Origin of the sequence: Streptomyces sp. NPDC002619 (assembly GCF_042889305.1) — a bacterium.
GTDB lineage: Bacteria > Actinomycetota > Actinomycetes > Streptomycetales > Streptomycetaceae > Streptomyces.
Genome location: NZ_JBIAQV010000002.1, coordinates 443,531 through 464,302 on the forward strand (window position 1 = coordinate 443,531; position 20,772 = coordinate 464,302).

Annotated in this window: 30 protein-coding genes, 1 tRNA gene and 2 pseudogenes; 20 read left to right on the forward strand and 13 right to left on the reverse strand. The window is 66.7% G+C overall.

Going from position 1 to position 20,772, the window contains the following annotated elements; genetic code table 11:
- Positions 1-44: 44 nt before the first annotated feature.
- The 3 genes from ACFYXB_RS06185 to ACFYXB_RS06195 all read right to left on the reverse strand — a co-directional run bounded on the left by ACFYXB_RS06185 (position 45) and on the right by ACFYXB_RS06195 (position 1,181).
- A complete protein-coding gene (locus ACFYXB_RS06185) occupies positions 45-458 on the reverse strand; it encodes an Asp23/Gls24 family envelope stress response protein (RefSeq protein ID WP_389578266.1) in 414 nt (137 codons plus the stop codon).
- Complete coding sequence (locus ACFYXB_RS06190; RefSeq protein ID WP_389578680.1) at positions 455-625, reverse strand: hypothetical protein; 171 nt, start codon at positions 623-625, stop codon at positions 455-457. Before ACFYXB_RS06190 ends, ACFYXB_RS06185 begins: the two co-directional genes overlap by 4 nt.
- Before the next feature lie 73 nt (positions 626-698).
- A complete protein-coding gene (locus ACFYXB_RS06195; protein WP_389578658.1) occupies positions 699-1,181 on the reverse strand; it encodes an Asp23/Gls24 family envelope stress response protein in 483 nt (160 codons plus the stop codon).
- Between the two features lie 156 nt (positions 1,182-1,337).
- Here ACFYXB_RS06195 and ACFYXB_RS06200 point away from each other — a divergent pair, with 156 nt between their 5' ends.
- The 3 genes from ACFYXB_RS06200 to ACFYXB_RS06210 are packed head-to-tail and all read left to right on the forward strand — an operon-like array spanning position 1,338 to position 2,961.
- The gene (locus ACFYXB_RS06200) at positions 1,338-1,916 is read left to right on the forward strand and encodes an RNA polymerase sigma factor (protein ID WP_389578269.1); all 579 of its coding nucleotides are present in this window, start codon (positions 1,338-1,340) and stop codon (positions 1,914-1,916) included.
- Entirely contained in the window at positions 1,907-2,584 is a 678-nt protein-coding gene (locus ACFYXB_RS06205) for a hypothetical protein (protein ID WP_389578272.1), read from the forward strand. The genes ACFYXB_RS06200 and ACFYXB_RS06205 overlap by 10 nt, the downstream gene beginning before the upstream one ends.
- Positions 2,584-2,961, forward strand: coding sequence for a hypothetical protein (locus ACFYXB_RS06210; RefSeq protein ID WP_389578274.1), 378 nt, complete (start codon positions 2,584-2,586; stop codon positions 2,959-2,961). Before ACFYXB_RS06205 ends, ACFYXB_RS06210 begins: the two co-directional genes overlap by 1 nt.
- 385 nt (positions 2,962-3,346) lie before the next feature.
- On the opposite strand, the gene ACFYXB_RS06215 is transcribed toward ACFYXB_RS06210, so the two are convergent.
- The 4 genes and pseudogenes from ACFYXB_RS06215 to ACFYXB_RS06230 form a co-directional block, all read right to left on the reverse strand.
- Positions 3,347-3,502, reverse strand: coding sequence for a DUF6131 family protein (locus ACFYXB_RS06215; RefSeq protein WP_351365249.1), 156 nt, complete (start codon positions 3,500-3,502; stop codon positions 3,347-3,349).
- Positions 3,503-3,668: 166 nt separating this feature from the next.
- Positions 3,669-4,184: a hypothetical protein gene (locus ACFYXB_RS06220; RefSeq protein ID WP_389578276.1), complete on the reverse strand. Its 516-nt coding sequence runs from the start codon at positions 4,182-4,184 to the stop codon at positions 3,669-3,671.
- 155 nt (positions 4,185-4,339) lie between these two features.
- Positions 4,340-5,259, reverse strand: a pseudogene (locus ACFYXB_RS06225) (SRPBCC family protein).
- A 3-nt stretch (positions 5,260-5,262) separates the two neighbouring features.
- Positions 5,263-5,976 carry a histone protein gene (locus tag ACFYXB_RS06230; RefSeq protein WP_389578279.1) on the reverse strand — a complete coding sequence of 238 codons (714 nt, stop codon included), beginning with the start codon at positions 5,974-5,976 and terminating at the stop codon, positions 5,263-5,265.
- Between the two features lie 271 nt (positions 5,977-6,247).
- On the opposite strand from ACFYXB_RS06230, the gene ACFYXB_RS06235 reads away from it, so the two are divergent.
- From ACFYXB_RS06235 to ACFYXB_RS06280, 10 genes are all read left to right on the forward strand, one after another.
- Positions 6,248-6,598, forward strand: a complete 351-nt coding sequence (locus ACFYXB_RS06235; RefSeq protein ID WP_389578281.1) for a gas vesicle protein — start codon at positions 6,248-6,250, stop codon at positions 6,596-6,598.
- Positions 6,599-6,627: 29 nt separating this feature from the next.
- Entirely contained in the window at positions 6,628-7,098 is a 471-nt protein-coding gene (locus ACFYXB_RS06240) for a gas vesicle structural protein GvpA (protein ID WP_389578283.1), read from the forward strand.
- A 21-nt stretch (positions 7,099-7,119) separates the two neighbouring features.
- Positions 7,120-7,833 (forward strand): GvpL/GvpF family gas vesicle protein, encoded by a 714-nt coding sequence (locus tag ACFYXB_RS06245; RefSeq protein ID WP_389578285.1) that lies wholly within the window; start codon positions 7,120-7,122, stop codon positions 7,831-7,833.
- 12 nt (positions 7,834-7,845) lie between these two features.
- Positions 7,846-8,097, forward strand: coding sequence for a gas vesicle protein GvpG (locus ACFYXB_RS06250; protein ID WP_389578287.1), 252 nt, complete (start codon positions 7,846-7,848; stop codon positions 8,095-8,097).
- Positions 8,098-8,126: 29 nt separating this feature from the next.
- Entirely contained in the window at positions 8,127-8,534 is a 408-nt protein-coding gene (locus ACFYXB_RS06255; RefSeq protein WP_389578289.1) for a gas vesicle protein, read from the forward strand.
- A 4-nt stretch (positions 8,535-8,538) separates the two neighbouring features.
- Entirely contained in the window at positions 8,539-9,339 is an 801-nt protein-coding gene (locus ACFYXB_RS06260; protein WP_389578290.1) for a GvpL/GvpF family gas vesicle protein, read from the forward strand.
- Entirely contained in the window at positions 9,336-9,578 is a 243-nt protein-coding gene (locus ACFYXB_RS06265) for a gas vesicle protein (RefSeq protein WP_389578292.1), read from the forward strand. The genes ACFYXB_RS06260 and ACFYXB_RS06265 overlap by 4 nt, the downstream gene beginning before the upstream one ends.
- Positions 9,568-9,975, forward strand: coding sequence for a gas vesicle protein K (locus ACFYXB_RS06270; protein ID WP_351365221.1), 408 nt, complete (start codon positions 9,568-9,570; stop codon positions 9,973-9,975). Before ACFYXB_RS06265 ends, ACFYXB_RS06270 begins: the two co-directional genes overlap by 11 nt.
- A gap of 162 nt (positions 9,976-10,137) precedes the next feature.
- Entirely contained in the window at positions 10,138-10,821 is a 684-nt protein-coding gene (locus ACFYXB_RS06275; RefSeq protein WP_389578295.1) for a HemK2/MTQ2 family protein methyltransferase, read from the forward strand.
- Positions 10,802-11,059 (forward strand): CDGSH iron-sulfur domain-containing protein, encoded by a 258-nt coding sequence (locus ACFYXB_RS06280; RefSeq protein ID WP_389578298.1) that lies wholly within the window; start codon positions 10,802-10,804, stop codon positions 11,057-11,059. Before ACFYXB_RS06275 ends, ACFYXB_RS06280 begins: the two co-directional genes overlap by 20 nt.
- Before the next feature lie 198 nt (positions 11,060-11,257).
- Here the strand turns inward: ACFYXB_RS06280 and ACFYXB_RS06285 are convergent, their stop codons facing one another.
- Both ACFYXB_RS06285 and ACFYXB_RS06290 read right to left on the reverse strand, forming a co-directional pair.
- Positions 11,258-12,199: an SRPBCC family protein gene (locus ACFYXB_RS06285; RefSeq protein ID WP_389578301.1), complete on the reverse strand. Its 942-nt coding sequence runs from the start codon at positions 12,197-12,199 to the stop codon at positions 11,258-11,260.
- Positions 12,200-12,203: 4 nt separating this feature from the next.
- Complete coding sequence (locus ACFYXB_RS06290; protein WP_389578303.1) at positions 12,204-12,992, reverse strand: histone protein; 789 nt, start codon at positions 12,990-12,992, stop codon at positions 12,204-12,206.
- 449 nt (positions 12,993-13,441) lie between these two features.
- Between ACFYXB_RS06290 and ACFYXB_RS06295 the strand changes: the two genes are divergently transcribed.
- Positions 13,442-13,615, forward strand: a complete 174-nt coding sequence (locus tag ACFYXB_RS06295; RefSeq protein ID WP_351368266.1) for a hypothetical protein — start codon at positions 13,442-13,444, stop codon at positions 13,613-13,615.
- Between the two features lie 204 nt (positions 13,616-13,819).
- Here the strand turns inward: ACFYXB_RS06295 and ACFYXB_RS06300 are convergent, their stop codons facing one another.
- Positions 13,820-13,993, reverse strand: a complete 174-nt coding sequence (locus ACFYXB_RS06300; protein WP_389578305.1) for a CsbD family protein — start codon at positions 13,991-13,993, stop codon at positions 13,820-13,822.
- Between the two features lie 391 nt (positions 13,994-14,384).
- Between ACFYXB_RS06300 and ACFYXB_RS06305 the strand changes: the two are divergent.
- Together ACFYXB_RS06305 and ACFYXB_RS06310 are read left to right on the forward strand one after the other, a co-directional pair.
- Positions 14,385-14,936: pseudogene (locus tag ACFYXB_RS06305) on the forward strand (RHS repeat protein); the annotation flags it as partial.
- 334 nt (positions 14,937-15,270) lie between these two features.
- Positions 15,271-15,408: a hypothetical protein gene (locus ACFYXB_RS06310; RefSeq protein ID WP_389578308.1), complete on the forward strand. Its 138-nt coding sequence runs from the start codon at positions 15,271-15,273 to the stop codon at positions 15,406-15,408.
- A gap of 205 nt (positions 15,409-15,613) precedes the next feature.
- Here ACFYXB_RS06310 and ACFYXB_RS06315 read toward each other — a convergent pair.
- Positions 15,614-15,686 (reverse strand) — tRNA-Ala (locus tag ACFYXB_RS06315).
- 182 nt (positions 15,687-15,868) lie between these two features.
- On the opposite strand from ACFYXB_RS06315, the gene ACFYXB_RS06320 reads away from it, so the two are divergent.
- Positions 15,869-16,417 (forward strand): DNA-binding protein, encoded by a 549-nt coding sequence (locus ACFYXB_RS06320; RefSeq protein ID WP_389578310.1) that lies wholly within the window; start codon positions 15,869-15,871, stop codon positions 16,415-16,417.
- A gap of 176 nt (positions 16,418-16,593) precedes the next feature.
- A complete protein-coding gene (locus tag ACFYXB_RS06325; RefSeq protein ID WP_389578311.1) occupies positions 16,594-17,895 on the forward strand; it encodes a protein kinase in 1,302 nt (433 codons plus the stop codon).
- On the opposite strand, the gene ACFYXB_RS06330 is transcribed toward ACFYXB_RS06325, so the two are convergent.
- Positions 17,859-19,268 (reverse strand): hypothetical protein, encoded by a 1,410-nt coding sequence (locus tag ACFYXB_RS06330; protein ID WP_389578660.1) that lies wholly within the window; start codon positions 19,266-19,268, stop codon positions 17,859-17,861. The genes ACFYXB_RS06325 and ACFYXB_RS06330 overlap by 37 nt on opposite strands.
- Before the next feature lie 209 nt (positions 19,269-19,477).
- The gene (locus ACFYXB_RS06335) at positions 19,478-19,606 is read right to left on the reverse strand and encodes a DLW-39 family protein (RefSeq protein WP_217788237.1); all 129 of its coding nucleotides are present in this window, start codon (positions 19,604-19,606) and stop codon (positions 19,478-19,480) included.
- Between the two features lie 348 nt (positions 19,607-19,954).
- On the opposite strand from ACFYXB_RS06335, the gene ACFYXB_RS06340 reads away from it, so the two are divergent.
- Positions 19,955-20,281 carry a DUF6344 domain-containing protein gene (locus tag ACFYXB_RS06340; protein ID WP_389578314.1) on the forward strand — a complete coding sequence of 109 codons (327 nt, stop codon included), beginning with the start codon at positions 19,955-19,957 and terminating at the stop codon, positions 20,279-20,281.
- Between the two features lie 210 nt (positions 20,282-20,491).
- Positions 20,492-20,662, forward strand: a complete 171-nt coding sequence (locus ACFYXB_RS06345; protein ID WP_389578683.1) for a hypothetical protein — start codon at positions 20,492-20,494, stop codon at positions 20,660-20,662.
- Positions 20,663-20,772 lie beyond the last annotated feature (110 nt).

A 20,772-nucleotide genomic window follows, 5' to 3' on the forward strand; every position in this document is an offset into this window, starting at 1 on the left:
TCCTTCCTGCACGGAGTGCCCGGCGGCCCGGGTCGCGTGGCGGCTCACCGGACCCGTCCTTGGTTCACGCCGGCGGCCGTCACCAGCCGCCGGATGGTGAGGGTGATTTCTCCCACCTTCAAGCCGGTCAGCTGGGCCACCCGCTCGGCGACGTCGTGCCGTATCCGCTCGCAGACCTGGGGGATGTCGGCGGGATAGGGCAGGTCCATGGTCAGGTGCAGACGCACCGATCCGGTACGGGTGGCCGCTGAGGCGGCGGGCGCTGCCGGTCCGCTCCGGTCGGGTGGTATGGCGGCGTGCCGGGACTGGGCCGTGCGTGCGGCTCGGGCGGCGATACGGGCGACCACCCTGTCCGGGATGACCATGGCGCCCCGCTCGGCCGGAGGCGGCAGGCCGGCGGCCGACGCTGGTGGGCCAGAGCCTTCTCCGAGGGGCGGGAAGCCGGGCCGGCTGTTCACCGCTGTCTCCGTGCACGGAGGTCGAGGTCGCCCTGCACGACGAGGCCGACGATCAGCCCCGCCGCCCCCAGGACCAGAACGAGCAGGAATGCCCAGAAGCCGCCGAAGTAACCGGCGAAGCCCAGGGCCATGCCGGCCGCGAGGCCCGTCGTCGCTGTGTTCATCATGCACTCACCCGTCTGGCGAACGTATATCGCCGTCCGTGCGATCACCCGCCCATGCCCAGGACGCGGAGGTCGATCACCTCACGCGGCCCTCGTCCGGTTCGGCCTCTTCCTCCTCGTCGGGGAGATGGACGTCGTCGACGACAATGTTCACCTCGACGACCTCCAGTCCCGTCATCCGCTCAACGGCGCTGATCACGTTGGTGCGTACGCCGCCGGCGACGTCGACGATGAAGACGCCGTACTCGACGACGACGTCTAGATCCACGGCGGCCTGGCGCTCGCCGACCTCGACCTTCACCCCGCGCGTGACGCCTCCGCCTCCACCAGGGACGCGTTCCCGCATGGCGCCGAAGGCGCGGGCCATCCCTGCTCCCAGGCTGTGGATGCCCGGTACCTCGCGGGCGGCCATGCCCGCGATCTTGGCCACCACACCGTCCGCGATAGTGGTCTTCCCCCGTGTCTCGGCCGGAGTTCCGGCTCCGGTACGGCCCTTCAGCGCGCTCACGCCTGTGTCGGGCCGGCTGCCCCCGCCAACGCTGGTGATGTTGTCCGTCATGGCGGTCGCCTCGATCGGTCGGGCGGACACCGGCGTGGCGCCCGTCACAAGGTTGGACATACCGAGCAGCACACTTCTCACACATAAGAGATGTGACATGCATCACAAGTTCGCGCAGGGGTACACGCTCGTTCCGAGCCCTGCGCGGGAGTTGCCATGATCGAAAGCCCTGCTTCCCCACGGCTGGGATGCGACCTGCCCGACGGACTGCTGGCCGTACGGGCGGCCGAGGGTGACGAGGACTCCTTCGCCGTTCTCGTCCGACGGCACAGCCGGTCCCTCTTGGCCCTGGCCCGTTACCTGCTCGGCAACGCCCAGGACGCCGAGGAGGCTGTTCAGGATGCCTTCGTCAGCGCTTGGCGGCGACTGCCGGAATACCGCCACGGTGCGGAGTTCCGCACCTGGATGTACCGGATCACCGTCAACCGTTGCCTGACCATGATGCGCCGGCGCCGACCCCCGCCCATCTCCCTGGACATTGTCGTCGAACCCGCGGCGGGCGACGCGTGGAGCCAGCCCGCCCGGTCCGCCGAGCAGGATGCGGCCACGGTGGCCTTGGCCTGCGCGCTCGCCGAGTTGGACGCCCGGCAGCGGGTCTGCTGGATCCTGAGAGAAGTGCAGGGCCTGCCCTACAAGGAGATCGCGCACGTGACGCAGACCAGTGAGCAGACGGTACGCGGCAGACTGTTCAGGGCACGCCGGTCCCTGCAGGAGGCGATGAGCCCATGGCGCTAGACGACCCGCACGCGCGGCCCTCCGAACCGCCCGGAGTTGACGGGCCCCCCACCAGCCGAGCCGCCGACGTGCCCCCGTTCGCGGGTGATGAGGTACTGCCCTGCGGCCGTCTGCTCAGCCGTGTCTGGGAACAGGCGCAGGACGCGACGCCGGCCTCGGACCCGCACACAGCGTCCTGTCCTCACTGCCGCGAGGCCGTCGAAGGACTGGCCACGCTGAACGCGGCCACCCGGGCGCTGCGCGCCGAGGACCCGCCCGGACTGCACGCACTCGCCGACCGCATCATCGACGCCGTCAGGGCGGAGGTCCGGCTCGGGCGGCTGTTGCCCCTGGCCGACCCGGACCTTGACCTGCGGATCGCCGAGAGCGCCGCAGCGAAGGTACTGCGGCAGGCCGCGGACACGGTGCCCGGTGCGAAGGCCGCGACCTGCCGGCTCGTACCCGCAGGCGAGGGCACCGACGTGCAGGCGACCATGACCCTGGCCGCTGCCCTCGACCGTCCGCTGCCCGACCGTGTCCATCAGGTACGCCGATCGGTCCTCCACACAGCCGGTCAGGTCCTGGGTCTCGCCCTGACGGCCGTCGACATCACCGTGGTCGACCTACTGGACCCGTGGCCGCCCGTAGGCTCCGCAGGCTCCGATCACCCCACAGATGGGGGTACGTGATGACCGCCACCGGCACGACCACACTCCTCGGCATCGCGGCCGAGAAAGCCCTCGCGGTTCCCGGCGTGATCGGCCTGCAGCCCCGCCTTGCCCACCGCCTCGCGGCGGCCGCCGCGCCCACCCGGGCGGGCACCACGCCAAACCACACGTCGCCCGAGGCAGGTATCCGCGCGGACCGGGCTCCGGACGGTTCGGGATGGCACATCGAGGTGCGTTGCGTACTGGCCGAGGGCCGCAGAGCGCTGGACACCGCCAGGAACGTCCACGACCGGGTGCGGACCGCCGTCATCTCGCACCTCGCCGCCCTCGGTGTCCCGGAGCCCGTAACCGTCGCGGTGACGGTGACCCGTATCGCCGACCGGTATGACGCGGCATGAGCGCCGCGGGCAACGGCCCCAAGACAGGCTCCGGAGATCCCGAAAACGCAGATCGTCTCTGACTTGATCTTTAAACCTGTGCGGCGGGACGACGGGGCGGTTTTGCGGCGCATCGCACTGCTCCGGGGAATTCGGCGCCACATTCTTGCGAGTTGAGTCGCCCGCGAGGAGCGGGGCGCGCGGCTGGATCTACTGACCTCTCCGCCTACGCCCTGACACCGTCCCGCCCGACCGCCGGCAGTCGACCTGTGCCGTCCACGGGATAAGTAAGTCCCACTAAAAGGGGCTCACATCGCATACTCCGCCGGAGCACCGAGACTTTCCCGGCCTGACCCGACCCCGACAACCTCGGGCCGAAAGAACACGCGGCCCATCCCGCATGGCCTCACCAATAATGGCGGCGACCACCCACGGCGTGGCCCACCGTGCCGAGGATCCAGAGGATGAGCCCAATGATGAGCAGGATGATTCCGATCGTCCATAGGATGGCGATTCCCGTAAGGAAGCCGACGACGAGCAGGATAACCCCAAGGATGATCACGATGGCCTCCTGGGGGAATGAGACCCCGAAAATGCTGTACCCCATTGAGAATCTGCCACACACAAGGGTGCCTCGATACAAACGGTGGCCTGGGGTCGGACGCGGGATCACGACGACGGGAACGAGCGATCCACGACCTGAGCACAGTGTCGGCCATAAGGACGGCTCACTGCCCAGCGGAAGCCTGCACATCCTGAAGGGAGAAGAAGGTTGCCGCCGCCGTGCGGCGCAGTTCCTCGAGGGCTCCGAGCTGGTTGCGTGCGCGGTCCAGTAGATCCTTCAGTTGTGACTCATCCAGATCAGTCCGTCCTGGAGCCAGTTCGAGCAGCGTGAGCCAGAGCAGGGACTTCCCCTCGACCCCCAACCGCAGAGTTTCGAGTTCCATGACCGTGTCAAGGCCCGAGCTCCGGTGAGTTACTCCGTTGGGTTTCAGCCGCCTCATCCTCTCTGCTGCCCACCCCACGCACATCTTGTAACGACGGGCGGGTACGCCGAGCTTGTCCATGATCCTGAGCAGGGACTGCCGATCCTCAGCGATCTCATCGGCGATCTGCTCCAAGCTGGAGCCACGGACAGAACGGCGATGCCGGTAGGCCACGTGCCGCGCAAGGCCGACGCCGAGCGTGGCTCCGGCCAAATGATCGTTCAGATAGATTCCCAGCATGTCGTGATGCATCATCATGCCTTTCTCGGGATTTCTACCGACCCACCTTCGCCTGCCCAAGCGGCCATCATCCGTCGAATTCGCTGTCACTTATGCGACCTGTCCTAATACTCACCTAGACGGCCTCCTGACGCATCTGGGTACGGGCATCCGCGGAAGCCCGCTGCGCCCCGTCATTCTTCTTCCTCGTCGTACTCCTCCTCATCCTCCCCGTCGTGCTCCTCTTCGTCGTCGTAGCCTTCTTCCTCCTCTTCCACTTCATCATCTGCCGCTTCCTCCTCTTCCAGAGCCTCCTCGTGGCTCTGGACCACCTCACCGTCGCGGATTTCGCCCCGCCAGCCCTCGACTTCCTCATCCGCGAACGTGACATACCGCTGGAAGTTCTTGAAGTCCATCCGCAAGCGGCGCCCTTGGGCACGCCACAGGTTGCCGGTCTTCTCGAAGAAACCCGAGGGGTAGTACTCAACGACGAGCACGATGCGAGTCAGGTCGGGCGTGAGTTCGTGGAAACTCACACAGCCGCGGGTGCTTCCCTTCGCGCCTTGGGAGGTCCATACGATCCGGTCGTCCGGAACTTGTTCCTGAACTGATGCCTTCCAGACGCGAGTCGAGGGACCGACCTTAAGCTTCCAGTCGCTGCTGGTCTCGTCGTGCTGCGAGACACTGCGCACCCCTTTGGTAAAGCTGCTGAACTCCTGATACTGGGTCCAGTGGTTGCAAGCCGTGCGAACTGGCACACCCACGTCGAGGACTTCAACGAGGTTCACCTTGGTGCTTCCGGCCTTGTGTCCGCCTCCCCCACCGAACACGTTCTGAACTTTGCCCAGCACGCTGTCCTTGATGCCCTTGGCCTTCTCGCCGACGAGTGCCTTCAAGGGGGAATCTCCTCGGAGGATACGTCCGCCGACACCGAGAAGTGGTCCGCCGTTCTCGGCTACGTCAAGGAGTTGGTCGGTGACATCCGCGCCAGCTTATCCCCGGCCCTCTCCACCAGATGCTCCATCTGAGCACCGAGGTAGTCGGCAAGCTCATCGCGCAGCAGTTCCAGACCTGAGCCTTCTCCGTGGTTGGTGTCACGACCTTTGCCGGCCATGGCCTACCTCCGCCGCGTGGCAGTCTTCTTGGCGGTCGTCTTCTTTGCCGGGGCCTTCTTCGCAGCTCGTTTCTCCGCAGTCTTCCTTGCCGGTTCCGCCCTCTCGGAAGCCTTTTTGGCTGCAGGCCTATGCAGTGTGGTCTCCTTTGCTGGGGCCCTCTTCCTGGCGGGAGCAGCCTTCTTGGCGGCGGACTTACTGGTGGAGGTTTTGGGCGCCTGCTGCTTCGCAGCGGTTCCCGCTGCGCGGCGACGGCGCCGTGAAGGCTCTTCCTCCGCCTCTTGCTGGGGCTCCTCCTCGGGTTCTTCTTCCTCCTCCGGCTCTTCCTCCTCCTCGTCTTGGTATTGCTCCTCCTCCTCGCCCTCCTCCAGCTCCTCCTCGCCCTCCTCGTACTCGCCCTCCTCCTTCTCGCCCATGCGAAGTGTGCGCTCATGAAGTGATTCGGCGAGATCGGCGAGGCGCCGATCGGCAGTAGCGGCCAGGGCTTTGCGTCCGGCACCCAGCAGTTCACCGCGCACCTGCTCGTTCAACTCGGCGACCCCAGGGATATCCCCGAGTTTGCGCAGACCCTCCGTCAGCAACTGCTGAGGGTTGAGCTCGAAGCGGCGGCCGGCGAGATAGGTTGCCACCGCGAAGGCAAGACGACCTTTCTTCGCGCGTCCAAGTACGTAGCCGCCCGCGACCGCGGCGGCGAGGCCGATCTTGGTCGTGTTATTCATGAACCGGTTCCCTTCGAAAAGGGCAGGTGAGCAGGCCCGTATTCGGGCCAACGCTCCCTATTCAGCCTGTGATTGATTCAGCCCGTGATTGAAAGAAGCGGGATCGCACGTGACGCGCATCCCGGCCGCCGCTGTGCCCCAGACGGGCCGCACAAGCTCATCGGGCGGATTCATATGCGGCCGTCCACGTCGAGGCGGCATACATCCCTATATGGTGAGATTATATGTTCGTGCGTGGAAGTTGGCGCTCGCTCCAACCTCCGGAGAGACAATGGCTGAAGCAGATCCCGCCAAGCGGCGGTCCAGTGGCAGCCGCCGCACCGACCGGGGCGCCACGGGTGACTCCCGCCACCGCTCCGGCAAGGGGAATGCAGCCTGGGCCATGCGTTCCGCCGCTGAACAGCTGACGGAGTTGCTCGGACGCGCCCCCGAGTCCGTCTCGGCACTGAAACCGACAGAGGACGGTTGGGAAGCCCACGTGGAGGTACTCGAACTGGAACGCGTACCCGAAACCACAAGCGTGATGGCCACCTACCGAGTCATCCTCGACAAGGAAGGTGATCTCGTGGGGTACGAAAGGACACATCGCTACACCCGGGGACAGATCGACCGGCGAGGCTGAGGAAGGCAGAGCCGGTGAAGGGAGGCACCATGACATTGGTGCCGCAAGGTGCAGGTGGTGGTGTCGCCCGCGGCGGTGGCACCGGCAGCCTCTACGACGTCCTGGAACTCATTCTTGATCGCGGGCTTGTGATCGATGTCTTCGTCCGCGTGTCGCTGGTGGGGATCGAAATCCTCAAGATCGACGCTCGTATCGTCGTGGCCAGCGTCGACACCTATTTGCGCTTCGCCGAAGCATGCAACCGCCTCGATCTCGAAGCCGGGAGAAAGGCGCCGACCCAGCTCACCGACATCATCGGGGAGTCGGTGGAGAGCGGAGCAAAAGGCAAGGCCAAAGGTGCCCTCTCCGGCGCCGTGGAAGCGGTCACCGATTCCCTCAAAGGTGTCACCGACCGTGACGGCGGCGAGGAGGAAGAAGACGAGGGCCTAGAAAGGGAACCCGTGCAGAAGCGCCGGCGGCCGGTTCGGAGCAGCTCACGCCATGAGCGCGAAAGGGGCTAGCCCCGCGAGAAGGACTGAGTCATGGCCGTATACATCTACTCGATCACGGGCAGGCAGCATCCACTCCGTCTCAGCGATCTCAGTAGCGTCGGAGAGTCGCCGGCCGACTTGCGGACGGTGACGGCCGGATCGCTGTGCGCTGTCGTCAGCGACGCCCCTGAGGATCTGCGCCCCAAGCGCCGGGATCTCAACGCTCACCAAGAGGTGCAGGAGCGCCTGATGGCAGACGGCACCGTGCTGCCGATGAGGTTCGGCCTCATGGCCGCGGACGACGACGCCGTCCGGCTCGCCCTGAAGCAGCATGACGAGGAATACACCGAGCGGCTCCAAGCACTGGAGGGCTGCGTGGAGTACCACCTGAAGGCGTCGCAGGACGAAGACGCGCTGCTGCGTCAGATCCTTCGGGAGTCGAACGTGGCGCGAGAACTCAATGCCGAGATCCGCAGCGGTACCGCGGGCCCAGACGCGCCGCTCCGACTGGGTGAGCTGGTGGCCCAGGAGGTGCAGGCACGGCAGGAGACGCTGGCCGCGGATGTCGTCGGAGCACTACGGCCGCTCGCCCTGGAGTTTGAGTCCTCCCAGCCGACCGGTGCGGACTTCGTCAGCGCGTCGTTCCTGGTGACCGAGGACCAGGAAGAGGCTTTCCTCAGCACGGAGATGAGCGTTGCCGAACAGTTGGGCGGCGACTTCACCTTCCGGTTGAACGGCCCTCTCCCCCCTTACAGCTTCGTCTGAAGGGAAATCCTCATGGGTTTGTTCACACAGCTCGTCACCCTTCCCCTGGCGCCCGTACGCGGCGTCGGGTGGGTCGTGGAACGCGTCCTGGAGGCAGCCGAGAACGAGTACTACGACCCGGCCCCGGTGCATCGCGAACTCGCGGAGCTGGAGCAGCGGCTCCTTGCAGGCGACATCGACGAGGAGACGTTCGACCGGCAGGAGAACGAACTGCTCGACCGGCTGGAGGAGATTCGGGCCTACCAGCAGGGTGGACAGGCCTGATCCGGTACGAGGGAACATGAGGCGCCATCGTGACTGAACCCCTGGCCAACAGGCTTGGTTCCGCCCCGTCCAGAGCGGGGCCGCCGTATGGGCAGGGCTCGTCCGCCAATCTTGCCGACATCCTCGAACGTGTACTCGACAAGGGCATCGTCATCGCGGGTGACATCCAGATCAACCTCCTCGACATCGAGTTGTTGACCATCAAACTGCGCCTCCTGGTCGCCTCGGTCGACAAGGCGAAGGAAATGGGCATCGACTGGTGGGAGCACGACCCCGCGCTGTCGTCCCGGGCCAGAGATGAGCGGTCCCTCGCCGAGGAGAACCGCCGATTGCGCGACGAGATCGACATTCTCCGCCAGGACAGGTCGCTCCCCGCGTATGAAGAGGCGCTGCAGGACAAGGCCGGCCGTCGTCGAGGACGTGCTCATGATGAGTGACTTCATGACCTACGTGTACGCCGTGGCACGCAACGCTGACGGACTGCAGGAGCGAACTGCCGAGCTTCGTGGTGTCACCGGCGCCCCCGTCTGTCTCGTCCACGACGCCCGCGACGATCAGTTGACGCTCGTAGTGAGCCACGTGCCCGCACTCGACTTCCAGGAGGAGGCACTCAAGCAACACCTCGAGGACCTGGATTGGCTGGAGGTGGTGGCCCGCGGGCACCACGGCGTCATAGAGGCCTTGGCAGCGCGCACCACCGTTCTTCCGTTGCGCTTGGCAACCGTTTACCTCGACGACGGCAGGGCGCGGGACGTGCTAAAAGCCGGCCGGGACATCTTCACGGAGCGCCTGGCCATGCTCGCCGAGCACGTCGAGTGGGGGGTCAAAATCTATGTCGAGCCATCCGCGGTCTCCGCCGCCCCGGCTCCTCCCGCGACAGGCCAGAGCCCAGGGCGCGCCTATCTCCGCAACCGCAGGCAACAGCAGGGCGTTCGCGACAGCGTCTATCGGGCAGCGCAGACTGCCGCGGAGCGAATAGAGGCCGTAGGGCGCAAGCACGCCTCCGAACAGGTCCGGCACCGTGTACAGCAGGGCGTTCTCGCCAAGGGGTCGGGCGAGAACGTCGTCAATGACGCGTACCTCGTGTCGCTGGAGCGTTGCGACGAGTTTCAGGCGGACGTGAAGCATGCCGCCGACGGGCTGCAGGGGGTCCGGATCGACGTCACCGGGCCTTGGGCGCCGTACTCCTTCGCCATGCCACCTGGCACATCTGACGCCGCCGCAGAGAGTGAGCCCCCGTGATCGCGCCCGGCCCGCCACCGGTGGAGAGTCTGCCTCAGCGGCAGGTCGCGCTCATCGATCTGCTGGATCGACTTCTCAGTGGTGGAGTCGTGCTCACCGGTGATGTCGTGCTGTCCATCGCAGATATCGACCTTGTACGTGTTTCGCTGCGTGCCCTGATCGTTTCTATCAGTGCGCAGAATCCCTCACCAATGGGTACGGACAACCCTCCTTCGAGAGGGGGCGACCATGAAGAGTGAGGGAAGGAACGAGCCGACGCGGCGCTACGGCGAGGTCGCGGATGCCGCCGCACGAGCCTTCCGTCTGCTGCCTGCAGCACCACGCGACCTGGCTCCGGCCGACGGGCGTTCTCGGTCCCCGGCCCGGCGGATCAGCTCTGACCCCGACACTGTGGAACGGGACCTCATCAGGCTGGTTCTCACTCTGGTCGAGTTGCTGCGCCAGCTCATGGAACGCCAGGCATTGCACCGTGTCGACCAAGGGGACCTCACCGAGGAACAGGAGGAACGCCTGGGTGCGACGCTCATGGTCCTCCACGACCGCATGCGCGACCTGTGCGCCCAGTACGGACTGACCATGGCGGACCTCAACCTCGACCTCGGTCCGCTGGGCACCTTGCTCCCGCCCGCCGACTGAAGCCCGAAGGGGTACTCGGCTTTTCGTCCCGCGCGCGTCAGGAATCCCAGTAGCAGGACGACCAGTCGGCCGGATCAACCCACCAGAGAATTTGCGCCGCGTAACCGACGCCGATCCCACCGCAAGCTGCTGACGTGAGACGTTCTGGATCGCGGGTACTCGGTGCCCCCGAACTGCTCAAGGTCCGGGGCGCCATGGAGCAGCCGTTTCTCAGGTGCTTGCGGGACAGGGCGAAGCCCAGACCTACTCGTCCAGTCCCTGCACCACGCGCCCCTTCCCTCGCAGGCTGAAGTCCTCGACGTGGGCACTGGAGCAGGCGCTGTCGCATTGGCCGCGGCCCGGCTCGGCTCGCACGTCACCGCCGTCGACATCTCCTGGCGAGCGGCTCTCAACGCCAGGGTCAACGCGGTGCTGGCCCGCCTCCCGCTGCGCGTCAGACGTGGCGACCTGCTGGGTCCGGTGTCGGGCCAGTCTTTCGACCTCATCCTGTCCAACCCACCGTACGTGCCGGCCCCCGCCGCTTCGTGTCCCCGGCGGGGTGCGGCACGGGCCTGGGACGCCGGGCACGACGGCCGCCCCGTGCTGGACCGGCTATGCCAAGAAGCGCCCGCGCTCCTGCGGCCCGACGGGGCGCTGCTGTTGGTCCAGTCCGCCCTGAGCGGTCCGGAAGAGTCGCTGCGGCAGTTGCGGGCGGCGGACCTGCGCGCCGGGATCGTGGAACACCACCACATCGCCCTCGGTCTCGTCGTGCGTTCTCGGAGCGGCTGGCTGCGCTGCCGCGGCCTGGTCGAAAGCGACGACGCGAAGGAAGAGTTGGTGATAATCCGTGCTGTACGACTCGGCTGAACGCCGCTGCCGCATAGTGGCTCAGGGTGCACGGCCGCTCCTGGTCGAGGGCCCGGTGGAAGTCACCCTTGAGGACGGCACCACCGTGTCGTCCGACCGGTTCCGCGTTGCCCTGTGCACTTGTCGGCGCAGCCAGATCTACCCGTGGTGCGACACCAGCCATCGCAAGTCCGAGCGGCTCGGGCATCCGGGAGCGGGATCCGATCCGAAGCGTGAATTGGATTCAACGCCAACTTGAAACGGGAGCCCTGCAAGGCACGGCCGCTAGGACGGCCCCCGCGCCTGCCGACTGGCGTTCTTCCGCTGGATCGCCCGGTACAATACGACACGGCGGCACTCAGCGGTTTGCCCAGACTCAGGGGAAGCGCCCACCCGGGTGATGCCCAAGGCGGTCAGCAGCTCGCCGAGTTCGACGATGGTCCCCCGCCGCAGCCCCTCAGGGCCGGCCCTCTCCATCTTCTTCGTATTCCTCGTATTCTTCCTCCTGGTCTTCGGGGTATTCGCTCTCCTCTTCTTCCTCGTCGGTGTCTTCCTCTTCGTCGGCGGCCTGTTCCTCTTCCTCGATGGCTTCCTCGTGGGTACGGACCACCTCACCGTCACGGATTTCGCCGCGCCAGCCTTCCGGTTCCTCGTCGGTCAGGGTGACGTAGCGCTGGAAATGCTTGAAATCCAGCCGCAGGCGCCGCCCTTGGGCGCGCCAGATGTTGCCGGTCTTTTCGAAGAAACCGGAAGGGTAGTACTCGACGACCAGGACGATGCGCGTCAGTGTGGAAGTCAGTTCGTGGAAGCTGACGCAGCCGCGCGTGGTGCCCTTGGCGCCCTCCGAGGTCCAAACGATGCGCTCGTCCGGCACCTGTTCCTGCGTCGTGGCCTTCCACCCGCGGGTTGACGGGCCCACCTTGACCTTCCAGTCGCTGTCCGCCTCCTTGCCCCGTGACGCACTGCGGACGCCCTTGGTGAAGCTGCTGAACTTCTCGTACTGGGTCCAGTGGTCGTAAGCGAAGCGCAGCGGCACACCTACATCCAGCACTTCGACCATGTTCATGACCTTGGTCGTGCCGGACTTGCGGCCCTTGCCACCTCCGCCGCCGAACACCCCCTTGATCTTGCCGAACACGCTGTCCTTGACGCTCTTCGCTCCCTCGCTGATCAGAGCCTTGAACGGTGAATCACCTTGAAGCATCCGCAGACCTGCCTTGGGGAGCACGCCGCCGTTCTCCGCCACACCCGTGAGTCCGCTGGTGATGTCACCCAGTTTGTCGCCGGCTTTGTCCGCCAGGTTTTCCACCTGGGCGCCCAGATAGCTCGTGAACGCGCCGCGCAACTGGTCCAGCCCCGAGCCCTGCTCGCTTTTCGTGTCACGTGCCGTGTCGGCCATGGATCTACCTCCGCCGCCGTGGGGATGCCTTCTTTGCCGTCGTCTTCTCAGCTGCCGTCTTCTTCGCGGCGGTCCTTTTCGGCGGAGCCGAGGACTTCCTCGCCGCTGATGTCTTCTTGGCGGGTGCCGTCTTCTGCGCCGTTGCCTTCTTCGTGGGGGCCGACTTTTTGGCAGGTGCCTTGCGAGCAGCGGCCCTCTCGGGACGACGCTCGCGACCCCGCCGGGCACCCCCATCGTGGCCCTCGTCCGGCTTCCGGGCTGCGTGGCGACGCCGGGGCGAGGGTTTTTCCGGCTCCTCTTCTTCCTGCTCCTGCTCGTCCTCAGGCTCTTCCTCTTCCTCCTCCAGCTCCTCCTCAGGTTCTTCTTCCTCGTCCTCTTCGTACTCGTCCTCGGCTTCCTCCCCCTCTTCTTCGGGCTCCTCGTCTTCTTCGTACTCGTCCTCCGGCTCTTCGTCCTCGCCCTGCGGCTCCTCCTTGCCCTTGCTGCCTATACGCTCTGTGCGCTGGTGCAGAGAGTCAGCCAGATCAGCAAGTTTGCGGTCGGCCACCGCGCTCATCGCCTTGCGCCCTGCATCGAGGACCTCACCGCGGAGCTGCTCGTTGAGGTCGGCGAGCTGGGGAAGCTCCCGCAACCTCTTGACCCCCTCCGTCAGCAGCTGTTGTGGTTCCAGTCCGAACTGACGGCCGGCCAGGTAGGTCGCCATCCCGAGGGCGACCCGTCCCTTCTTTGTCCGGCCCAGGACATACCCGCCGAGAACCGCGGCGGCAAAAGCGATCTTGGGTACATCAGCCATCAGATTTCCCTTCCAAAGGGCTACCGAGCAGACGCTCCGGCCGGGCCCGCACAAGGGCCCCCATACCTCGCAAACGGAGGATCCGAATGGTGCAGCAACCGCTGGCCTCGCTCATCACTCCGCCTCTTTCCAGTCTGGGCGGTGGTTCAAGGAGCCGCACGCGGAGAGCAGAAGCCGCAGGCTCGCCTCACTGAGCCGGGATGACTACATATGATGGAATTGTCAAAAGTTTCCGTCCCCGACACCGCTCCGCGCTTCGAAGCATACAAATCAACGACCTGCGAAGTACGGGACTGGGACCAATGCCGCTGTTTTGGCCTCGATCTTGCATGAGGGTGCGTCAGCTTGCCGAGGCACCCTCACGCAAGATCGAGACCAACTTCCCGGTCCTGGGTTTTACCCCATGCCTTGAGGGCAGTAGGCTGGTGAGACTGTGCGGAGGTACTGAGATGAGTGCGGGAGAGAAAGCCAAGGCAAAGGCCGAGCAGGTCGTCGGAAAGACCGTGCGTAAGGCGGCCCACGCGGTGCACAAAAATACCCTCGAAGCAAAAGGCGCCGCCCTCGAAGCACGCGGCATGATGCGGGGCGCGAAAGAGAGGACCAAGGGCCCCTTCAAGCGCTGACAGTTTCATAACATTGCGTGCACCGTGGACGCGTGGCAGCGCACCATTGCTGTTGGTCGTCCGCCACGACAGCTTCCGCCGGCGTCCGAGGCCGTCAACCGTATCGCCTGGGCGTGTACGGAACTTTCCGCGACGCACAGGTGGGCACACGTGGCCGCATCCTCGCCTGACAGCCGGGACCGCGACCACGTGTTCGTTCCAGATTCAGCCCTTGAATACGTCCTTAGTCTTCTCCTTGGCCTGGCGGGCGTCGCCCACCGACTTCTCGGCCTGGCCCTTGGCAGTCATCCCCTCATTGCCCAGGGCCTCACCGACCGTCTTTTTGGCCTTGCCCTTCACCTGCTGTACTTTCGCCTTTGCCTTCTGGTCTTTGGCCACGCCACTCACCCCAACTCAGACTCGATGTTTTGCCATGTGTACGGGTGATCCGTGGGCGGAAATCTAAACGAAGGACCGCGTACGAAGCGGGAGCCATCGCAGCGGACGTCGCCAGCGGCAGAGACGGAGCTTCCCGTGAAAGAAGCCGGTGCCGCACAGACCAGGCGAGGAAAGTTCTGGAAGTTCTCCCTCGTGACCACCTCACCGCCTGCCTCAGCAACGCCGTCTTGGTGAAAACATGGAACACAAGTGACGCCTCATTGCCCAGGTGAGAGGTTGTACCGCGATGCCGCCTTGGCTGCTGGACCGGGCCCGGAAGCAGATCGACACGGTGGAGACCGCACGCCGGTACATCCCGGGTCTGAAGACCGGGGTTCCTTGCAAGATCAGGCTGAACTCCAACGGCCTGCTGAGCAAGGTGAGCCTGCCCGACAGCACCTCGGTGTCATACGGCTACACGGACGGCCTGCTGACCTCGGTCACCGACCCGGCGGGCAAGAGTTCCTCGTACGCTTACGACGCGGAGAAGCGGTTGTCCTCGTACACCGATCCGGCAGGCAGTACGGTCCGCAACACCTCTCGGACGGCAGGATCAAGTCCCAGACGGACCAGAACAACAAGACCACGACCTTCACCTGGGACAGCAGCGGCGAGTCGCACGCGACCGCCCCGGACGGCGGGATGTGGACCGATGTCTACTCCGGCAACGTTCTGGTGGAGAGCATCGCCCCGTACGGCAAGAGCGTGTCGTACGACTACGACCGTTATCTGCGCCCGGTCGACATCACCGACCAGCGCGGCAACGTCACCTCGATGACGTATGACAGCGCCGGGAACATGCTCTCCGGCAGTGCGCCCTCATCTCTCGGGTACTCGGAGAGCTGAACGTACGACAGCGCTGGCAACATCCTCAACCACACGAACGGCCGTGGCGACAAGTCGCCCTGTGCCTCCAGGAACACCGGGTCGGGAGAACCTGTGGCAGGAGTGGTGGCCACCGTCCGGCTCACCGAGCCCGCGAGAGACGCCTGCACACCGTGCACCCCGGCGGGACGGTCATCGCCCGGCACGCGGACGGCGACATCCGCTGGTGGACGTGGGCCGGGCATCGTGCCAACGCCACGCCGGCCGCCTCGCTGTCGTCCGTCGCAGCTCCGCAGCGCCGGTCCGAGGAGCACTAAATCCGCCTACGCGACGACCTGACGCCGACCCGCTGGAGGACCGCCGTAACGGACGCCACGGCACGGCTGTGCCTGCCCGAAGTCGACGGTCGGGCGGTGCGCGGCCTGAAGTTCGGCGAAGCACACCCTGCGCGTCTGGCCGAGGCGACACTCGCTGCGCGCACCGCGGACGAGAAGGGAGCCCGTGCCGTCCTCGCAGAGCCGGTACGCGTGACCGCCCTCAACCGCCTGTAAAACCACGCCCACGGCAAAAGAATCAGTTCCACCGCCGTGCCATCAGGGGCAGGGGACCCTCAGGGGAGAAGCACGACCCCGAAGCCCCTCAACCACGGGCCTCCGCAGACCTTTGTCAGCACCGCCGTGCTGACACGTCAGCACAGAAAGCCGGGACAAAAGACCCCTCCAACCACGTTTCCGCAGGTCAGAGGGGTCATACACGTGGAGCCTAGGGGAGTCGAACCCCTGACATCTGCCATGCAAAGACAGCGCTCTACCAACTGAGCTAAGGCCCCGTGAGAGAAGCGTCCACCGTGAGCCTCGCTCACGGAAGGGCGCCGCAGACCAGAGTACCGGGTCACCCCCGGGATCTCGCAAAAAAGATGGGGCTCCCTGGAAACGACCACTCTCCGTAAGATGCTCGACGTGGTTCGCGACAGCGAACCACGTCTTTGGGGAAGCGATGGGGAGACGCAAAATGGATGCCGCACAGCAGGAAGCCACCGCGAGAGCGCGGGAGCTGCAGCGGAACTGGTACGGGGAGCCGTTGGGGGCGCTCTTCCGTAAGCTCATCGACGATCTCGGCCTGAATCAGGCCCGTCTCGCGGCGGCCCTGGGGCTGTCCGCACCGATGCTGTCGCAGCTGATGAGCGGGCAGCGGGCGAAGATCGGCAATCCCGCGGTGGTACAGCGGGTGCAGCAGCTGCAGGACCTGGCGGCACAGGTCACGGACGGCAGTGTCAGCGCGGCCGAGGCAACCGAGCGCATGGAGGAGATCAAGAAGTCGCAGGGGGGTTCTGTGCTCAACAACACCACGCAGACGACCAGCAGTTCGGGGGCGCCCACGGTCAAGCGGGTCGTCCGCGAGATCCAGTCGCTGCTGCGCTCGGTGGCCGCCGCGGGGGACATCATCGACGCCGCCGACTCCCTCGCCCCGACCCACCCGGAACTGGCAGAGTTCCTCCGGGTCTACGGCGCGGGCCGTACGTCCGACGCGGTGACGCACTACCAGTCCCACCAGAACTGAGCCCACGGCCCGGTCCACCGGAGGGGGTCCGGCGGCCGGGCCGACGCCGAGGTCGGTGCCTGCGGGCATCGGACCGGGCGGGCTCTCGGGAGGGGTCCCTGGCACGAGAGGGGTCGTATCACTCATCGCGGGGGAGGCAAGGGGGGTGACCGCAGGGGGAGGAGCGACGGACAGCCATGGGTGAGGTCTTCGCCGGGCGCTATGAACTGGCCGACCCGATCGGACGCGGAGGGGTCGGCGCCGTCTGGCGCGTCTGGGACCACCGCCGGCGCCGCTATGTGGCGGCCAAGGTGCTCCAGCAGCGCGACGCCCACTCGCTCCTGCGCTTCGTGCGGGAACAGGCCCTCCGGATCGATCACCCCCATGTGCTCGCACCGGCGAGCTGGGCCGCCGACGACGACCAGGTCCTGTTCACCATGGACCTGGTCGCCGGCGGCTCGCTGGTCCACCTCGTCGGGGACTACGGCCCCCTGCCACCGTCGTTCGTGTGCACGCTTCTCGACCAACTGCTTTCCGGGCTGGGCGCGGTGCACGCGGAAGGGGTCGTGCACCGGGACGTCAAGCCGGCCAATGTCCTTCTGGAAGCGACCGGTACGGGCAGGCCGCGGCTGCGGCTGTCCGATTTCGGCATTGCGATGCGGCTGGGCGAGCCGCGTCTGACGGAGACCAACCTCGTGGTGGGGACTCCGGGTTATCTTGCGCCGGAGCAGATGCTGGGCGCGGACCCGGACTTCACGGCCGATCTGTTCGCCGTGGGCCTGGTCGCGCTGTATCTGCTGGAGGGGGCCAAGCCCGACGCCAAGGCCCTGGTCGAGTACTTCGCCGAGCACGGCACCCCGGGGGCTCCCAAGGGCATCCCCGAACCTCTCTGGCAGGTCGTGGCCACGCTGTTGCAACCGGACCCGCACGCCCGATTCCGCACGGCAACCGGGGCGCGCAAGGCTCTGGCCGCGGCCGTGGAACTTCTGCCGGAGCCCGGCCCTGACGACGAGCTGATCGAGATCTTCGACCAACTCGGCCCGCTCCCACCGGGTTTCGCCCCCTCGGGTCCCCTCACCAAGGCTTCGGGAGTGCGCATCGAGGAGATTTCCCATGGGGACGGAGAAGCAGCGCCCGGAGAAACCTCGACCGCCGTACCGCCCATACCGCCCGCATCCACGGCCGTACCCATCGATCCGCAGCAGGGACCCGACCTGCAGCCCTCCACCATGTCGGACACCGGCAGCTTCCACCTCCCCCCTCCACAAACCTTTCAGCCACAAACCCCTCGGCCACAGGCATTCCAGCAACAGGCCTCTACTGCTTCATACACCGCTCGGACGCCGCAGGTTCCGCATCCCGTGTCGGCAATCACGTCGCACCGCGCCGGACGCCGTGCACGGCGCCGCCCAGGTCCCCCCGCGAAGGCGGCGATCCCGATCCTGCTCCTCGCGCTGGCCTGCTACGCCGTGGGCTTCTGGGCGTTGACCCGCATCTGAATTCCGGCCCGCCGCCGGGCCACCACCGTCCACGCCCCGAGCCCGAGCAGCAGCGCGCTCCCTGTGCCGATGCCGGCCGCGGCGAGCACCTTCATCGCCGGGTCGTCGCCCGCGGTGACACCGCCCGCACCTCCGCTCCCCGTGACGGCGGCGGCCCGGTCCGCGGCCGTCACCTCGAAGAGGTTTCGCGGGTCGGACGGCCCGGCATATCCGGGGCCGGCATGGGAAGCGCCGCTCACGCGCACCCGCAGCGTCACCGCGAACGGCCCCTGGCCGAACGTGCCGCCCATCTGCCCGTTGAGATGTACGACCAGGTAATAGGCACCGGCGAACCGCGTGCTCCGCACCTCCCCGAGGACGCCGTACCGGTTGCGGTACTCGACGGGCGGCAAGGGTTCGAGGGCGGCCGTCTTCCGGGTGCCGCTGTAGCCGAGGGCCATGTCGTCGACGTATCCGCGGACGGGGTTGTACAGCGACAGGTTCAGCGCGCCGCTGACATAGCCGCCGTGTCCGCCGGTTCCGCCGTCACCGGTCGAAGCGTCCAGCTCGGCGGTGGCGTGGAGCTGCTGGCCCCAGTCGACGGGGACCTTGTAGAAGAGGGTCTGTCCGGGTTCGGCCTCGGCCTGCCAGACCCCTTGTCCCAGGGCCCGCGCCGAGGCGAAGCCCGCTCCGCCGTCGCGGCGCCGGGGTTCGCCCGTGACGGCTTCGGGCGAGGCGGAGTCCCAGGCCTGGGGCGCGTTCGTGGCCCCGGCCTGCACCAGCCGCGGCTCCTCGGCGGGGGCGAGCTCCAGGCCCCAGTCGCCCGAGGGCGCCTCGTCCGCCCCGCTCGCGGCGACGTGCTCGACGACCACGTAATAGGTGCCGGCCCCCTGGCAGAGCGTCTTGCCTGCCTCGCGCATCGCGAGCGCGGTGACGGGACGAGGGCTCAGTCCGGCGCCGAAGCGCGCGGAGCCGTAGGAGCAGAAGTCGCCGTCGGCGTTCTGCATCCGCACCCTGATGCCGTCGGTGGCGGTGACTGTGGCGTCGGCGGAGGGTACGGCGGTGACGGGGACGTACGCGGTGGTCGTGGCGTCGAGTTCCAGGCGGTAGGTGAGCGTGGCGTTCGCGGGGATGGAGCTTCGGTAGGTCTCTCCCGGCTCGAGCCGTACGGCGTCCGCGGTGCCGCTGGCTCCGGCGACGGTCCGCGCGCCCTCGGCGAAGTCGTAGCCGCCCGGTACTCCAGGCGCCGTACCGGAGGCCGCCGCGCCCGCACCCGGCAGGGCTGCGACGACGCACAGCACTGCCCCTACCACGGAACCGCGCGCGGCGCCTGGCGACAGCCGGCGGCGCTGACGTGCCCCGGCCCGCCACCACGCCGTACACCTCGGCTCCATCACGCGCCACCCCTCGTCGTCGTTCCCGGCCCGTCCACCGGCCGGTGGCCATCCTGCCCCGGCCCACCGGGCGACATCGGCGCATTCCCCACGACCGTCCGAAACCCGCTGCTCACGCGGGGCACAGCCCCTGACAGCCCCTCCCCGGGCAACACAAAACCCCGACCGCAAGGGGCGGTCGGGGTCTGATCAGTTTCCGGTATCGGTACTCACGAACCCGTGGGCACGGAGTCAGTCGCCTCCGTCCACAGATCCTGCTCGGCGCGATCCGCCTGGATCTGGCGGTACACGAGGAGCCCGCCGATGGCGGCCAGTACGACCAGGAGAAGCTTCTTCACCGCGCGACCTCGTCTTTCGTTGACGTAGGGGACCTCTGGCGCCCGACTATACACACCGACCGATATCAGCCGGTGACCTGCGTCGGGCCCCAACTCCCGCCCGCGTGAACGCAGTACGAGCGGGCCCGGCCACTCCGACCAGAGGGTGATCACACTCCCACGGACGGTAACTTTGCTCGCTATTCACCCATTCTCGGTGCTTTCTATGAGCTTTCGCCGCCCCATAGGCCCATCCGAGTGGTGTTCATCTGAACATCGCCGCGCCACGGACCTAGATCCAACACTTCGCGACCCACATACACATCATGAGGAAAGTACGCAAATCGCCCAACCCGAAAGTGAGGGGCCATGACCGAGAACAAGGTCATGAAGCTGTGGACCGCCATCGTCACCGCCTTCCTCGCGCTGTGCACGGCGCTCGGACTCGTCACCATCGCCACGACGACCGCCGCCGCGGCCGTACTGCAGACCGAGACCCCGAGCAGCACCACCGCACAAGCCACGGTGCCGACGACACCCCACTGGGTCTGGCCCCAGGCCAGGGACCTGCCCCCCACGATGAAGCAACGGATCCGGGCCGAGGCCCACGGCAAGACCCCCAGCTGCCGGCACCACCCCCTCAGCGACACCGAGTCGGACAGCGCGTTCGAGCCCATGGCCCTGCTCAACTGCTGAGGGCATGAGGCAGCGAAGCAGAGACGGACCCGAGAAGTAGCGACGTAACGAAGTAACGAACCACCGAACCATCGAAGTACCGGCGAATTGCGTACAGCGCCCCGCATGACGAAACCCCCCCGACCGGAGCCGGTCGGGGGGACGAGGTGCGTTCCCACCCCCCGTCGTCCCCCATATGGGGACCGGTGCCAGACGATCGGGGCGGCGTCGATGCGCGCCGCATCGGTACGGCTGTGGAACCTCGACGTCGACAAGGCCATCCGCCACATCTGCTCGACGGCACGAGGCGTCCTGACCCCGTCCACATGGCACGAATACCTGCCCCGCCTCTCGTACGACCCTCCGTGCGGCACCGGCGGAAGCAACAACCCCCACATGTAGTTGACCATTTGACTGCCACAGCTGAGCGACGTTGTTACTGTTGCCCCAGCCCGATTGCCGCGCATCCCCCGTCGCCGGCAATCGGGCGCTTGCGTTCCACGAGAGCTGGA